At 70.8% G+C, this 14,312-nt stretch carries 12 protein-coding genes and 1 pseudogene; 9 read left to right on the top strand and 4 right to left on the bottom strand.

Going from position 1 to position 14,312, the window contains the following annotated elements:
- Positions 1-33: 33 nt before the first annotated feature.
- On the top strand, positions 34-1,620 hold the full coding sequence (locus tag AC07AZ_RS32330; protein WP_478854084.1) for a Na+/H+ antiporter: 1,587 nt from the start codon (positions 34-36) through the stop codon (positions 1,618-1,620).
- A 4-nt stretch (positions 1,621-1,624) separates the two neighbouring features.
- On the opposite strand, the gene AC07AZ_RS32325 is transcribed toward AC07AZ_RS32330, so the two are convergent.
- The 3 genes from AC07AZ_RS32325 to AC07AZ_RS32315 form a co-directional block, all read right to left on the bottom strand.
- Entirely contained in the window at positions 1,625-2,032 is a 408-nt protein-coding gene (locus AC07AZ_RS32325; protein ID WP_478854082.1) for a PIN domain-containing protein, read from the bottom strand.
- Positions 2,029-2,262 carry a type II toxin-antitoxin system VapB family antitoxin gene (locus tag AC07AZ_RS32320; RefSeq protein ID WP_175263413.1) on the bottom strand — a complete coding sequence of 78 codons (234 nt, stop codon included), beginning with the start codon at positions 2,260-2,262 and terminating at the stop codon, positions 2,029-2,031. The genes AC07AZ_RS32325 and AC07AZ_RS32320 overlap by 4 nt, the downstream gene beginning before the upstream one ends.
- Before the next feature lie 344 nt (positions 2,263-2,606).
- Positions 2,607-4,184: a glycoside hydrolase family 32 protein gene (locus tag AC07AZ_RS32315; RefSeq protein WP_478854079.1), complete on the bottom strand. Its 1,578-nt coding sequence runs from the start codon at positions 4,182-4,184 to the stop codon at positions 2,607-2,609.
- A gap of 12 nt (positions 4,185-4,196) precedes the next feature.
- Here AC07AZ_RS32315 and AC07AZ_RS32310 point away from each other — a divergent pair.
- The 4 genes and pseudogenes from AC07AZ_RS32310 to AC07AZ_RS32295 all read left to right on the top strand — a co-directional run.
- A pseudogene (locus tag AC07AZ_RS32310) lies at positions 4,197-5,066 on the top strand (extracellular solute-binding protein); the annotation flags it as partial.
- Positions 5,063-6,058, top strand: coding sequence for a carbohydrate ABC transporter permease (locus tag AC07AZ_RS32305; RefSeq protein WP_478854077.1), 996 nt, complete (start codon positions 5,063-5,065; stop codon positions 6,056-6,058). The pseudogene AC07AZ_RS32310 and the gene AC07AZ_RS32305, both read left to right, overlap by 4 nt.
- 65 nt (positions 6,059-6,123) lie before the next feature.
- Complete coding sequence (locus AC07AZ_RS32300; protein ID WP_478854075.1) at positions 6,124-6,984, top strand: carbohydrate ABC transporter permease; 861 nt, start codon at positions 6,124-6,126, stop codon at positions 6,982-6,984.
- A 5-nt stretch (positions 6,985-6,989) separates the two neighbouring features.
- Positions 6,990-8,390 (top strand): glycoside hydrolase family 32 protein, encoded by a 1,401-nt coding sequence (locus AC07AZ_RS32295; protein WP_478854223.1) that lies wholly within the window; start codon positions 6,990-6,992, stop codon positions 8,388-8,390.
- Here the strand turns inward: AC07AZ_RS32295 and AC07AZ_RS32290 are convergent.
- Positions 8,353-9,417, bottom strand: a complete 1,065-nt coding sequence (locus AC07AZ_RS32290; protein WP_478854073.1) for a LacI family DNA-binding transcriptional regulator — start codon at positions 9,415-9,417, stop codon at positions 8,353-8,355. The two genes, AC07AZ_RS32295 and AC07AZ_RS32290, sit on opposite strands and share 38 nt — an antisense overlap.
- Positions 9,418-9,881: 464 nt before the next feature.
- On the opposite strand from AC07AZ_RS32290, the gene AC07AZ_RS32285 reads away from it, so the two are divergent.
- From AC07AZ_RS32285 to AC07AZ_RS32270, 4 genes are all read left to right on the top strand, one after another.
- On the top strand, positions 9,882-10,787 hold the full coding sequence (locus AC07AZ_RS32285) for an NADP-dependent oxidoreductase (protein WP_478854071.1): 906 nt from the start codon (positions 9,882-9,884) through the stop codon (positions 10,785-10,787).
- 79 nt (positions 10,788-10,866) lie between these two features.
- Complete coding sequence (locus AC07AZ_RS32280; RefSeq protein WP_478854069.1) at positions 10,867-11,928, top strand: alkene reductase; 1,062 nt, start codon at positions 10,867-10,869, stop codon at positions 11,926-11,928.
- 11 nt (positions 11,929-11,939) lie between these two features.
- Positions 11,940-12,419 carry a MarR family winged helix-turn-helix transcriptional regulator gene (locus tag AC07AZ_RS32275; RefSeq protein ID WP_478854067.1) on the top strand — a complete coding sequence of 160 codons (480 nt, stop codon included), beginning with the start codon at positions 11,940-11,942 and terminating at the stop codon, positions 12,417-12,419.
- A 538-nt stretch (positions 12,420-12,957) separates the two neighbouring features.
- Positions 12,958-13,866 carry an SDR family oxidoreductase gene (locus tag AC07AZ_RS32270; protein ID WP_478854065.1) on the top strand — a complete coding sequence of 303 codons (909 nt, stop codon included), beginning with the start codon at positions 12,958-12,960 and terminating at the stop codon, positions 13,864-13,866.
- Positions 13,867-14,312: the final 446 nt, after the last annotated feature.

Here is a 14,312-nt window from a genome sequence, read left to right as displayed (position 1 = left end):
CGGCAGCACTTTCACCCCTCCAGGAGAAGCACCTTGCTCGGTCTCGAACTCGTCGTGGTCCTGGGCGTGGCCGTGCTGGTGGGCAACGCCGTGGGGCAGCGCCTCAGCATCGCCCCGCCGGTCGTCCTACTCGTGACGGGTGTGCTCCTGGGGTTCGTCCCGGCTGTACGGGAGGCGCAACTACCCCCGGAAGTCGTGCTGTTGCTCTTCCTTCCGGTCCTGCTGTACTGGGAGAGCCTGACCACCTCCCTGCGGGAGATCCGCACCAACCTACGCGGCATCCTGCAGCTGAGCACCGTACTCGTCATCCTCACGGCCTGGGCCGTCGCCGCGGCCGGGCATGCCCTCGGCCTGCCACGGGGACCGGCGTGGGTGCTCGGCGCGGCCATGGCGCCCACGGACGCGACGGCGGTCGGTGTCCTGGCCCGCGCCCTGCCGCGCCGCCAGGTCACCGTCCTGCGCGCGGAGAGCCTGGTCAACGACGGCACGGCCCTGGTCGTCTACGGTCTCGCCGTCGGCATCACGGTCGGCGGGGAACACCTCAGCGTCCCGCACGTCGGCGGGCTGTTCCTGCTCGCCTACGGTGGCGGAGCCGCGGTAGGCGTGGCGGTCGCGTGGGTCAACACGAACCTGCGGCGCCGCCTGACCGATCCCCTGCTGGGCAACCTGGTCATGATCCTGGCGCCCTTCACCGCCTACCTGCTCGCCGAACTCGTCGAAGCCTCCGGCGTCCTCGCGGTGGTCGTCAGCGGCCTGATCATGTCCCAGGTCGCCCCGCACATCATCCAGGCCGAACACCGCACGCAGGCACTGGCGTTCTGGCCGCTGGCCACCTTCATCATCAATGGGGCGCTGTTCGTCCTGGTAGGGGTGGAACTGCAGTACGCCGTCCGCGACCTGGGCCGCGCCGACCTCCAGGACGCGCTGATCGCGGTCGGTGTCATCTGCGTGGTGCTCGTCGCCGTGCGCTTCGCGTTCCTGTACGCCTCCACGTACCTCGTCCGCGCGCTCGACCGCCGCCCCCAGCAGCGCAGGCTCCGCGTAGGTCACCGCACCCGGGTGGTCAACGGGCTGGCCGGCTTCCGGGGCGCGGTCTCGCTCGCGATGGTGCTCTCGGTGCCGCAGACACTCGACTCGGGCGAGCCGTTCCCCGACCGCAGCTTCATCGTCTTCGTCACCTCCGGCGTCATCCTCGTGACGCTGGTGGTGCAAGGCCTGCTGCTGCCGGTGGCGGTGCGCTGGGCGAAGCTGCCACCCGACACCGCGGTCGACGACGAACACGACCTCGCCGAGACCACCGCCATCGAAGAGGCGATCAAGGCGATGCCCCGACTCGCCGCCGACCTGCGGAGCGATCCGAAGATCGTCGAGTGGCTGCGGCAGGAGTACGAGGCCCACCTGGCGTCCGTCCGGGCCCGGAGCGCGGGCGCCCACGACGACCCCGCGGTGCTCCAGCACCAGGACTACCTCGCGCTGCGCCTGGCCCTCATCGCCAACAAACGCGCCACCGTCGTACGGCTGCGCGACGAGCGCCGGATCGACGACACCGTACTGCGCCGCCAGCAGGCCGCCCTCGACAGCGAAGAGATCCGCCTGTCGGGAGGCGCGGCGGTCGAATGACTGATCAGGCTCGTACGTCTCGCTGCTGAAGTTCCTTGAGTACTCCGGCGACCGTCGCGAAGTCGTTGTCCACATGGAGGACGGTGTGCCCGTGGTGGACCGCGGTCGCACACACCAACAGGTCGATCGCTCCTGCCGCACGATGCTGGCCCTGCTGAGTCAGCTTGTACTGGGCGGTATCGACCCAACGCCAGGCATTCCCCGGAACGGGAGAGAGCAGGCAGAGTGCGTCCAACTCCTCCGCGAGGTCGTCCCGGTGGGACGGACTGGTTGCCGAGTAGAGAAATTCGGCGCGTGTCGGCTCGCAGAGATGGAACACCCCCGCGGCGATGTGCCCCTCCCAGGGCGCCAAAGCCCCGGGGGTGCGGAACAGGTGCCACAGTGCGGAGGTGTCGAGCAGATACGTGATCACTCGAAGGCCTCGCGTCGGGCACGCTTGCCCGCGTCATGCGCCGCCGCAGCCTGCTCGAACTCGCCACGTGCACCGCGCGCGGCCAGTTTCTCGGCAGCATCGAGGCGCTTGATCCGGGCCACGTAGTCCCGCAGGGCCGCGTTGACCGTCTCCTTCTTCGTCGTGGCGCCCATCAGCCGCATAGCCTCAGCGAGCGCCTCGTCATCGAGATCAATTTGCGTGACGGACATCCGGCACCTCCAGCATCCACGATGTATGCCATCAAGATACATCGCCAACATCGAGGGCTGTCAGCACCCAAGAGCAGCCGCCGGAGGCGGCGTGCTTCCCCTCGTACCGTGGAGACCGCGACAGCGGGGGAAGCACAGGGCAGCGGGCTTCCCTCGCCATGCGATGATGCTCGACTCCGAGTACGGGGTGGAGCATCATCCCTGGCTGCAAGGGGCGAACGTGGCCACCAGACGGCGCGCCGACCTGATCCGCCGGACAGGCCCTGGCTCGCCTCGGTGCAGAAGGCCCTGGCGCGCCGGTCGTCGGCGGCCTCTCGGCCCGCCCCGGCCACCTCCCCGTCGGATCAGACCGTGAACTCCCGGATCACCACGTTCCGGAACACCGCCTGCCCGTCGATCGTGAACAGCGCCAGTGCGGTGTCGGACGGGTCGGGGAAGGCCTCGGTCGAGTGCACGTACCGGCCGTCGCCGACGAACATCTCGACGGACGTGCGGTCGACGAGGATCCGCAGGCGGACCGTGCCGGCGGACAGGTCGAACGGCGTGCGGCTCTCCTGCCAGCGGCCGGAGGTGTCGGGGCTCACGGTGTAACCGCGGTTGACGAAGGCGTAGTCGCCGTAGACCCCCGCGTCGATGTGCCGCCCACCGTCCGGCGACCGCCGCAACTGGAGTCCGGCGCCCACCAGTTGGTCCCAGGTGATCTCACAGGTCAGCTCGTAGGCGGTACCCGTGTAGTCGAGCGGTCGGATGCCGTCGACCGCGATGTCGCCGAGGTCCACCGTGCGCGACACATGGTCGTCCAGGGCCGCCACCGGCTGGGACACCAGGTAGTACGTACCCGACGCGTGCTTCAGTCGTACCTCGCGGACGATCGAGTCGGTGCCGTTGAAGCCGTCGCACTCGATGGTGGGCGTGGTGTTCGCGTAGTCCCAGTGGTTCATCCAGCCGATCGCATACCGCGCGTCAGGGTCCAGGACCCCGCGCGCGTCACGTTTGTCGAAGGTGACCGCCGCGTACCAGTCCCAGCCGTGGTCCAGCCACTGGGGATCGGACGCGTCGGCGGTGAAGGCCGTACCGTCGAAGGAACCCGTCCAGTACGCGAACGTGCTCGGCAGCCCGGAGCCCTTGCCGTTGGCGCTGACGCCCAGCACCCACTTCCAGGTCCCGTCGTCCGCCCTGATCCGGAACAGGTCGGGGCACTCCAGGACGCCGATGCCGCCCTTGACGAAGCCGCCGACGTACGTCCACGCCTTGAGGTCGGTGGAGTGGTAGAAACCCACTTTGTCGTTCTCGGCGAGCGCCATCACCCACCGCCCGCGCTCCTCGTCGCGGATCACCTTGGGGTCACGGAAGTCCCGTACGCCGGGGTTGGGGAGGACCGGAGCGGTGCCGTGGTTCGTGAAGGTGCGGCCGTCATCCGTCGAGTAGTACAGGTACTGGGCCTGGGTGACCTCGTCGGGCGCCATGGTGGCGAGGACGATCACCGCGCCCGCGCCGAAGCCCGCCGTGTCGTCCGTGTCGACCACCGCCGAGCCGGACCAGACATCGCCGTTCGGAGTCGTGTCCTTCGGCACGGCGATGCCCCGGTCGGTGAAGGAGACCAGGTCGGTGCTGGTGGCCAGGCGCCAGGCGGTGCCGGCCGTCGTGCCGCTCGTCGAGTAGTCGGGGTTGTAGAGGTAGTAGTAGTGGTACTCGCCGTCGATCCAGATCGGGCGCTGCGGGTCGTTCATCCACTGGTCGGGGACCGTGAAGTGGTACTCGGCGCGGTAGCTGCCCGTGCACGCGGCCGTCGCCTCGCGGGGCACCGCCACCGCCGGTCTCACGAGGTCCGGCAGCAGAACACCGGCGGCGCCGACGGCCGAGGCCGTCAGCAGCGACCGCCTGGACAGTGTCTCCCCCGGGCCGAGCGAACTCCTCTTCATGCCACGCATCGTGCCGGCCTCCCCGACGACGACTGGACCCACGACGACTTCACCGCGCTGCTGCGAGCGATGAAACGCAGCAACGGCGACCGGTTCACCCCGTACTTCTGGACCAACCGGCTGTGGGGCGGAGTGGTCCCCTGGCTCTTCGCCAACGACACCAACCTCCTCACCGAGTCCAAGGCCCCCGGCGGCGACTGGCTCTGGAACTCCTTCTATCCCGAGGCACAGCGGCTCGGCCGGGGCGGCGGCTACCGGTGGACGACACCCCTGGCCGACTCCGACCGCGTCGCGGAGGTCTACGACTACCTCTCCTCCCTCGTCCAGGAGGACCTGTGCACCCGGCCGGAGGGCGGCGACGGCCGCAACCTCGTCGGCGTCTTCTCCACCGGCCGCGTCGGTGCCACGCCCGCGGGCGGTTTCTGGGCGGGCGGCCTGCATCAGGCGGGCATGAAACGGACCGACTACGACGTGCGGTACTTCCCGCGCCGGCGTACCCGGCGTCACCAGTTCGGCGCCGCCGGGTACGCGATGCTGCGCACGTCGACGATGCGGGACGAGGCCTGGGAGTTCATCAAGTACACCGCCCGCAAGGACGTGATGACCCAGCTCTTCGCGGCCAACCAGACCACTCCGGCCCGCCGCTCCATGGTCGACGAGGCCCGCTACCGGGAGACCGGCCCGGCCCACTGGCGGGTCTTCTACGACACCCTCGACAAGATCCCCACCACCGGCCCGATCCCGGCCCCGCCGCAGGTCAACGAGGTCGAGCAGCTGCTGATCAAGCACACCGGAACCGCCCTGGCGAGCCCCGGCGCGGTGCGTCCCGCGCTGCGCCGGCTGCAGGGGGACCTGGAGCAGGCCATGGAGCGTGAAGTGTGACGAACACCGAGATCAGGCCCGTGGGGCCGGAGCCCGCCCGCACCCGCAGGAGCCGCAGGCACCGCGGGACCGGTCAGACCCGCGAGGCATCCGCGTCCACGGCCGCCACCACCATCCGCACCCGGGGCACCCGCCTCCTCGCCGTACTGTTCCTCGCGCCCACCGTCGTCGGCATCGTCGTCTTCACGGTCCTGCCGATCGTCGGCTCGGTCGTCCTCAGCTTCTTCCAGTGGGACGTGATCGACGACCCGCGGTGGGCCGGAGCGGCCAACTACCGGGAGATCCTGACCGATTCGACGGTCCTCGTCTCCTTCCGCAACACGCTCGTCTTCATGGTGCTAGCGGTCGCGCTCCAGTTGCTGATCGCGCTCGCGCTGGCGATCGCGGTGAACGGCCGGATGCCCAAGTGGCTGCGGTCCGTGTTCCGTTCGGCGTTCTTCTTCCCGCTGGTGCTGTCCGCCGCGTCCCTCTCGGTGGTGATGAAGTACCTGTTCAACCAGGACTTCGGCCCCGTGAACTGGCTGCTCGGCACGGTCGGAATCCCCTCGGTCCCCTGGCTGACCTCGGAGAACGGGGAGATGGCGGCCGTGGTCCTGGCGTACGTCTGGCAGCAGTTCGGCTTCTCGTTCCTGCTGTTCGTCGGCGGCCTGAACACCATCCCGAAAGAGGTGCACGAGGCGGCTTCGCTGGACGGCGCGAGCGGGGTGCGCAAACACCTCGCCATCACCCTGCCGCTGCTGTCGCCCACGCTCCTTGTGGCGTCCGTGGTCGGCATCATCAACGCCCTCCAGGTCTTCGAGCAGCCGTACGTCCTCACGGCGGGCGGTCCCGGCGACTCGACGCGCACGGTCGTGATGGCCATCTACGAGACGGCCTTCGAGCAGCTCCGCTTCGGCGAGGCGTCCGCCGTGGGCGTCCTGCTCTTCGCCCTGGTCATGGCGGTCACCGCACTCCAGTTCCGGCTCAGCCGGCGTTACGTCCACTACCAGTGAGCCGGGTGAGTCAGTTGAGTACGAGTTCCCTCCCGGGTTCGGCAACGGGTCCGGCATCGGCTTCGATGCCGGGTCCCCGCACGAGCCCCACCGCGTCACGCGTACGGCACGGCCTGGCGCCCTGGGGCCGGATCGCGGGCCTGGCGCTGTGCGCCCTGTTGACGCTCGGCCCGGTCATCTGGACGGTGTCGACGTCACTGCGCACGCCGGCGGAGTCCTTCGACCTGCCGCCGGAGATCATCCCCACGGACCCCACCGTCGACGCCTACCGCGGGGTCTTCGACCAGATCGACTTCTGGCTGTACGCACTGAACTCCACCCTGGTGACCGCGCTTATCGCGGTCGGCCAGATGATCACCGCGGGCCTGGCGGGCTATGCCTTCGCCCGCCTCGAATTCCGCTTCAAGAAGCCGCTGTTCGCGCTGGTCCTGGCCACGATGATGGTGCCGTTGCAGGTCACGATGGTCCCGGTCTTCCTGGAACTGAAGACGATGGGTCTGACCGACACCCTGCTCGGCCTCATCGTCCCGGCCTTCCCGACGGCGTTCGGCACCTTCCTGATGCGCCAGTACTTCCTGGGCATGCCGAAGGACCTGGGCGAGGCGGCGGTGATCGACGGCGCGGGTCCCTGGCGCGTCTTCCGGTCGGTCTACGCCCCCTTGGCGGCTCCCGGTCTCGCGATCGTCGGCGTGCTGGCCTTCAACTACCACTGGAACGAGTTCTTCCGGCCGCTGATCCTCGAAACCTCCACCGAGAACCTCACGCTGCCCCTGGGCCTGGTCTCCCTCCAGGGCAACCTCGGCACCGGCTCGATCTCCGTCGTCCTCGCCGGAGTCGTCCTCTCCATGATCCCCGCCGTCGTCGTGTTCGTCGTCGGCCAGCGCCCTCTGCGTGAGGGCATCACATCCGCAGGAGTCGATCGTTGAGTTCCGTGAGCCGGTCGACCGACGCCAACAGCCCGCGTTTCAGGGTCCGCCCGCCGGCCAACTGGATGAACGACCCGAACGGCCCGTTCCGCTGGGGCGATCGGTACCACCTCTTCTACCAGTACAACCCCGACGCCCCCGTGCACACGAACGTTCACTGGGGCCACGCCTCCAGCCCCGACCTCGCCCACTGGGACGACCACGGGATCGCCCTGCGCCCCACGCCCGACGGCCCGGACGAGGCGGGCTGCTGGTCCGGCTGCGTGGTGGACGACGGTGGTGTACCGACAGCGGTGTACTCCGGGATCGGCCACGACCACCAGGGCCTGAGCTCGATCTGTCTCGCCGTGACCGAGGACGACGGCCTCCGGAGGTGGAAGCAACTGCCGGTGCCGGTGGTCGCCGGCCCACCACCCGGCCTGGACGTGACGATGTTCCGGGACCCTTTTGTCTTCCGCTTCGCCGGACGCCGCTGGGCGCTGATGGGCGCCGGCCACGCCGACGGCACCCCGTCCGTCCTGGTGTACGACTGTGAGGACCTGTACGACTGGCGGTTCGCCGGGGTCCTGCTGGACGGCCGGGACCCGGCGGCGGCCCGCGCCTTCGGCAGGCGGGCTATCGGCTGGGAGTGCCCGCAGTTGTGGGCGACCCCCGGGGGCGACTGGGTGCTGGCGGTGGCCCTGTGGGACGGCGACCCGCTGAACACCGCGTACGTCACGGGCCGTCTGGTGGAGCGGGCGGACGGTGGACCGCGGTTCGCGGCCGGTACGGGCGGCGGCCCGCTGGACCTCGGCCGTGACTTCTACGCCCCCTCCGTCCTCCAGGACACGGAGTCCGGCCGCGCCCTGCTCTGGGGCTGGTCCTGGGAGTCACGCCCGCCCGAGGAGGTGGACCGCGCGGGCTGGTCCGGCGTCCTCACGGCACCCCGGGTGATGGACACCCACGAGGACGGCACGCTACGGGTCGTACCGGCTCCGGAGCTCGAACTACTGCGAGCGGCCGTCCCGTTCACGGCCGCACCAGGACCGCGCCGGCCACTCCCCCTCGCGTACGACCTGCTGGTGACCGCCCGTTCAGCGGCGACCGTGAGTCTGCTGCGGGCCGCGTCCGGGGCCGAACTGACCGTGCGACTCGACCCGGCGTCCGGCACGGTGACCCTGGACCGCACGGCCTGGCCACGCTCCCGCCCGGACGGCACGGCCCCCCTGGTCCTGCCGGCCCCACCGGGCGAGACCCTCACCGTACGGATCCTCGTGGACGGCTCCCTGCTGGAACTGTTCGCGGGTGACCGGGCGACGGCCACGGAACGGGTGTACCGACGGGACGACGACATCGCGGAGCTGGCCGTGCCGGGGACGGACGTCGAGGTCACGGGCTGGGAACTGGTCCCACCGAACCCCGCGTGACGACGGGGCACTCCAGCCGCCGGGTGGTGACCGGCGGCGCGGTCCCGCTGTCGATGGCGTCCAGGAGCAGGCGGACGGCCGTCTCTCCCATCGCGCGATGGGGCAGAGCGACCGTGGTGAGGGGCGGGCTGAGGAAAGCCGCCATGTGTTCCTGGTCGTCATAGCCGACGACGGACAGCTCGGCGGGCACGTCGAGGCCCAGGCGCGCGGCGGCGTGGAGGACGCCCGCGGCGACCCGGTCGTTGTAACAGACGATCCCCGTGGGCCGCCGGTGGGCGGGAACACCGTCCAGCAGCCGCAGCGCGCCCTGGTACCCGGCGGCGATCTCCCCTCCCGTCCGCACGATCCAGTCCTTCTCGGCGGTCAGCCCCACCGTCCGCAGCGCGTCCCGGAAGCCGCGCAGCCGTTCCGCGGTCGCGATGTCGTCCAGACCGCCCACCAGGGCGACACGGCGGTGGCCCGCGTCGAGAAGGACGCGCGCGGCGCTGCGGCCACCGGCCCGCTCGGCGGGGATGACGGCCGGGAGGGAGCCGTCCTCGGGGAGGCAGTTGGCGAACACGGCGAACGTGCGGTGCAGCCCTTCCGGGACTCGGGCGCGGCGCAACGACAGCGCGGCGTAGATGATCCCGTCGACCCTCCGGTCGAGCAGTTCGGCGACAGCCGCGTCCTCGGCGGCCGGGTCCTGCCCGGAGTCGACGGTGAGCACCAGGTGCTCACTGCTCCACGCCATGTCCATGGCCCCGCGCAGCAGCCGCCCGGCGAACGGCGAGGTGGCGATCTCGTCCGTGACCAGACCGATCACGGCGGTACGACGTCGGCGCAGGCCACGGGCGACCGCGTTCGGCCGGTAGCCGAGCTGTTCGGCCGCCTTGCGGATCTTCTCCTGCGTCTCGGCGGAGAGGTTGCCCTGGGCACGCCCGTTGAAGACGAAGGACACGGCCGTGTGCGACACCCCGGCAAGCCGGGCGACATCCCGCGAGGTCGCCCGCTCGGCCCCGCCACCCCGCGTCTTCTCGACCCCGCCCATGCCTCGTCCCCGCCGACTCTGCCTGATCAGGCAGAGCCTACCCGCGGGAGATGGTGCGGAGCCCGCCGCCGCAGACCAGACCGGGCCGTACGGGGCGCCAGGCCTCCTGCTGGAACAGCCGGACACCGAGCCGTCGGCTCGACTGGAGGAGAGGACGCGGAGCTGGAGGCCGTCCGGCGGCCAACCACGAGCCGGCCCGGGCTCCGGGCCGGAAAGAAGCCGCACACCGCCAGCCAGGGCCCGACCGGCCCGTCTTCCAGCTTCCAGTCGATGCAGCCCTTGGCCGCGCAAGGCGCGCTCCGGCGGGCGCCTCCCGCTCGACCGCCGCCCCGAGGAGACCGACACGACCGCGACCGATCCTGCGCAGCCCGAGCGACAGCAAATACTTGGCTAGCCACATGTTTGCTGTTACGTTGGTTATGTGTCCAGCCACCTAAATGGGTGGCGGCACGAGAGGAGTCGTCATGAAGGCCATCCTGTTCGACCGCTTCGGAGGCACGGACGTGCTGCACGAGGCGGACATCGAGGTCCCGCAGCCCGGCCCCGGGCAGATCCGCGTCCGCGTCAGGGCGGCCGGGCTGAACGCGCTGGACGGCAAGATCCGCTCCGGGGCGCTGGAAGCCGTGTTCCCCACGCCGCTGCCCTCCGTCCCCGGTGCCGAGCTCGCCGGCGTGGTGGACGCCCTGGGCGAGGGCGTGCGGGACGTGCAGGTGGGCGATGAGGTGCTGGGCTGGTCGGACACCGGCTCGTACGCCCAGTACGCGCTGGCCACCACCGTGGCTCCCAAGCCCGCCGGCCTCGACTGGCAGCACGCGGTCGCGCTGCCGGTGGCGGGCGAGACGGCCGAGCGGGTCCTGAACCTGCTGGGCGTCGCCGCCGGGGAGACCGTACTGATGCACGGCGCGGCCGGAGCGGTCGGCACCCTCGCGGTCCAGCTCGCCACGGCCCGCGGAGCGCGTGTCATCGGCACCGCCGGACCCGGCAATCAGGAATATCTCGCCTCGCTCGGCGCCACCGCGACCGTTTACGGCGAGGGCCTGGTCGAGCGGGTCCGGGCGCTCGCCCCCGACGGCGTGGACGCGGTGTTCGACCTGGCCGGGAAGGGAGCCCTGGAGGACTCCATCACCCTGCGCGGCGGCACCGAGCGCATCGTCACCATCGCCGACTTCCGCGCGCAGCAGCTCGGCATCACCTTCGCCAGCGGTGGCCAGGAACGCTCGGCCGCCCGCCTGGCCGCCCTGGCCCAGGACGCCGCGACCGGCAAGGTCGTCACCACCGTCACCGCCTACCCGCTCGCCCAGGCCGCCACGGCCCAGCAGGTCAGCGACGCCGGGCATGTCCGGGGCAAGCTCGTCCTCACCCTCGACTGATCACGCCCGCCTCTCCTTCCACCACGCCCCCGCTTTCCCGGTCACCACCTGTTCATCAGCTGCACCGAAGGGCCCCTTCATGCTGAACTCCCTGTGGACACCGACCACCGTCGGTGCCATTTCCCTCCCGCACCGCCTGGTCATGGCCCCGATGACCCGTGACCGCTCCACACCTGAAGGCGTACCGACCGAGCTGAACGCCGAGTACTACGCTCAGCGGGCCTCGCACGCGCTCATCATCACCGAGGGAACCCAGCCCTCCGCCGACGGCCAGGGCTACCTCCTCACCCCCGGCATCCACCATGACGAGCAGATCGCCGGATGGCGCAAGGTCACCGACGCCGTGCACGCTGCCGACGGCCGGATCGTCATCCAGCTGATGCACACCGGACGTATCGCCCACCCCGACAACACCCCCCACGGGCGCCGGCCGGTCGCTCCTTCGGCGATCCGGCCACAGGGCGTGATGTTCACGGCGTCCGGGCCCCAGGAGATGCCGACACCCCGCGCTCTGTCGACGCGGGAGGTCGCGGCGACCGTCGAGGACTTCCGCCGTGCCGCCGCGGCTGCCGTAGCGGCAGGCGCCGACGGCGTGGAGATCCACGGCGCCAACGGCTACCTGGTGCACCAGTTCCTGTCCGACAACACCAACCAGCGCACTGATGGCTACGGCGGCTCGATCGAGGGCCGCATCCGCTTCGCCGTCGAGGTCGCCGCTGCCGTGGCCGACGAGATCGGCGCCGACCGCACCGGCCTGCGCATCTCCCCCGGCAACCCCTACAACGACATCGCCGAGTCCGACACCGCCAAGCTGTATCCGGCGCTCCTGCGCGCCCTCAGCCCGCTCGGCCTCGCCTACCTCCACGTGCTGCACGCGGGCGACGAGGAGCTGCTGGGCACCCTGCGCGCACTGTGGCCGACCACGCTGATCCTCAACCGGGCCGGCACCGACCTGCCCACCCGCGCCAGGGACATCGACCACGGCACGGCCGACCTCGTCTCCGTCGGCGCCCTCGCGCTCGCCAACCCGGACCTGGTCGAGCGGCTACGCTCTGACGCGCCGCTGAACACCCCCGACCCGGCGACCTTCTACGGCGGCGGAGTGGCCGGCTACACCGACTACCCCACCCACACCGTCTGAGGAACCGCATCATGCCCGCCCCCACACCCCGCACCCCCAGCACGGCCAGCGAGGGGCCGATGAGCTACGCGATCTTCCAGCTCGCCCGCGCTCACCGCGCCCGCGCCGCCGCCATGCTCCGCGAGATGGACCTGCACCCCGGACAGGAACTGCTGCTGATGCAACTCCTCGACCGGGACGGCCAGACCCAGTCCGAACTGCTCGAAAGCGTCGGCCTGGACCACTCCACCGTCTCCAAGTCCCTACGCCGCATGCAGGACGCCGGCCTGCTCAACCGCGCGCCGGCCGAACACGACCGGCGCGTCATGGTCGTCCACCTCACCGACAAGGGCCGTGCCATGCGCGAGCCCCTGGCAGCCATGTGGCGGGCCCTGGAGGAGACCTCCGCGCTGAACCTGTCGGCGCAGCAGGCAGAGTCCTTCGTCCGCACCGCCTACGCCATCGCCGACGCGATCAACAGCCGTGCCGTTCCGCGGGAAGAGTCCGAGTAACTCCCCTCGGCTCGCACCCCGGTTCCGGCCTGGAGTGCGCATCGTTTCCGGCGTTCCTGCGAAGCGGCCACTACGGCAGGGCACTCGGCTCACGAAGGCCCGTGCTGAACGGAGCCGGGCTCCCCGCCTGTCGCAAGAAGCACCGTGAGCCGAGCCGTCGGATGTGGCGGAACCCGCCCACTGCCCCCGTACATCAGGGAGAACGGGGTGAGTGGGGCCCCAGCGCCCGGGGCAAGCGCGAGCTGTCCGGGTTGTAAGCAGGACGGAACTCATTCGGGGGCAGGGCAACACCCCGCGAGGCCGGCGAGCCCTTCCCCGCCGCCGGCCGGCCACACATCGAGGACGGCCGCATCAGCCGCGTCCGGGCCGCCTTCGACCTCCGCAAGCTCCGGCAGGCGCCGGTGACCCGCGCCGCGGAACAGCCCACCACAGGCCTGCCCCCTGAGCGACCCGGGCAGGACGTCGCCCACGTCCGCGGCCACCACTGCCCCGCCCGCCCCATCCCCCCGCTACTGACCTGATGGAAAGTGAGACCCCCATGACCACCACCCTCCCCGTCCTCGTCGTCGGCGCCACCGGCTCCCTCGGGGGCAAGGTCGTCGACGAACTGCTCAAGCGCGGTAAGAACGTCCGCGCCCTGGTCCGGCCGACCACCGACGCGAGCAGGCTCGAAAGCCAGGGTGTCGAGATCGCCCGCGGCGACATGCTCGACCTCGACTCGCTCGTCGCCGCCATGAACGGCGCCGATGCCGTCATCACCACCGCTGCCGGCTACACCCGCGGCGGCAAGAACGCGCACGACATCGACACCGTCGGCAACGCCAACCTCGCCGAGGCCGCCCACCGCACCGGCATCCGGCGGTTCGTCCTGACCAGCATCCTCACCAGCGACCAGACGCCCCAGGTCCCGCACTTCTGGCACAAGAAGCTCGCCGAGGACAAGCTCGAACAGCTCGGCGTCCCGTTCGTCGCACTGCGGCCGGGGGCCTTCCTCGACCAGATCGCGACCATGGCGGGCAACCCGATCGACAAGGGCCGCCTGACGTGGATCGGCAAGACCACCGTCCCGCTGACCTTCGTCCACACCTCCGACCTCGGGGCGTACCTGGCGGCCGCCGTTGACGCCGAGGCAGACAACGGTGAGCGCATCGACATCGGCTGGGACCGTCCGGTCAGCATGCGCGAGATGGCCGACCTGATGGGCAACCGGACCGGAAAGGAGATCAGGGTACGGGCCGTCCCCTCCGTCGTCGCCCGCGCCGCAGGAGCCGTCGCCGGACGTTTCATGCCCCTGGTCAAGGACATGGCCGCGATGTTCAGCTGGTTCGACAGCGGCCGCTACGTCGCCGACCCCCGCCGCCAGGAGCAGCTGTTCGGCCCCGCCCCCACCGCCGAGGACGTCCTCGGCCGGTACACCGACGAGCTGGGCACGGCGCAGCACCGGTGACCGGCCCGCATGCCGGTCCGGCCGCCCGAGCGGGGCCCGACAGATGAGTGGGAGGAGGAACCGCTCTGACGGATCGCCGTACATTCCTGCCGCACCCGGAAGGGGACCTGCCGGGCCGACTCCAGCCTGGCTTCACCTGAACTGGCAAACCCACGGCACCTGCTGCGGTGGCAACGGTTGACGACCAGGAGTTCTCCAGAGGGGCGACTGTGGCGCGAGGCCAGCCGAGAGGGTCGAGTGACCCATCGGGGCCGTTTCCCCTTCGGGCCGCCCGCCGCGCCGGTATCAGCACTGCCTCCGCCGCCGGCCCGGTACTCAACTGTCCGCCCTGTGGATGGCTGCCCCAGCCGCGCAACCATCGAATGGGGCAACGAACCGACCCCGAGACACCGTCGGCCCTCACACGCCTGCGCCGTCCCGGCCCCTGTACGGCCCCTGGGTCCTGG

It is taken from the genome of Streptomyces sp. NPDC043878 (genome assembly GCF_056435735.1).
This window is presented reverse-complemented; position numbering and strand designations above follow the sequence as displayed.

Coding starts and splice junctions, on each gene's coding strand:
- AC07AZ_RS32315 (WP_478854079.1), bottom strand. CDS start 4,184: ATGAAGAGGAGTTCGCTCGGCCCGGGGGAGACACTGTCCAGGCGGTCG.
- AC07AZ_RS32280 (WP_478854069.1), top strand. CDS start 10,867: ATGCTGAACTCCCTGTGGACACCGACCACCGTCGGTGCCATTTCCCTC.
- AC07AZ_RS32320 (WP_175263413.1), bottom strand. CDS start 2,262: ATGTCCGTCACGCAAATTGATCTCGATGACGAGGCGCTCGCTGAGGCT.
- AC07AZ_RS32275 (WP_478854067.1), top strand. CDS start 11,940: ATGCCCGCCCCCACACCCCGCACCCCCAGCACGGCCAGCGAGGGGCCG.
- AC07AZ_RS32270 (WP_478854065.1), top strand. CDS start 12,958: ATGACCACCACCCTCCCCGTCCTCGTCGTCGGCGCCACCGGCTCCCTC.
- AC07AZ_RS32290 (WP_478854073.1), bottom strand. CDS start 9,417: ATGGGCGGGGTCGAGAAGACGCGGGGTGGCGGGGCCGAGCGGGCGACC.
- AC07AZ_RS32300 (WP_478854075.1), top strand. CDS start 6,124: ATGCCGGGTCCCCGCACGAGCCCCACCGCGTCACGCGTACGGCACGGC.
- AC07AZ_RS32285 (WP_478854071.1), top strand. CDS start 9,882: ATGAAGGCCATCCTGTTCGACCGCTTCGGAGGCACGGACGTGCTGCAC.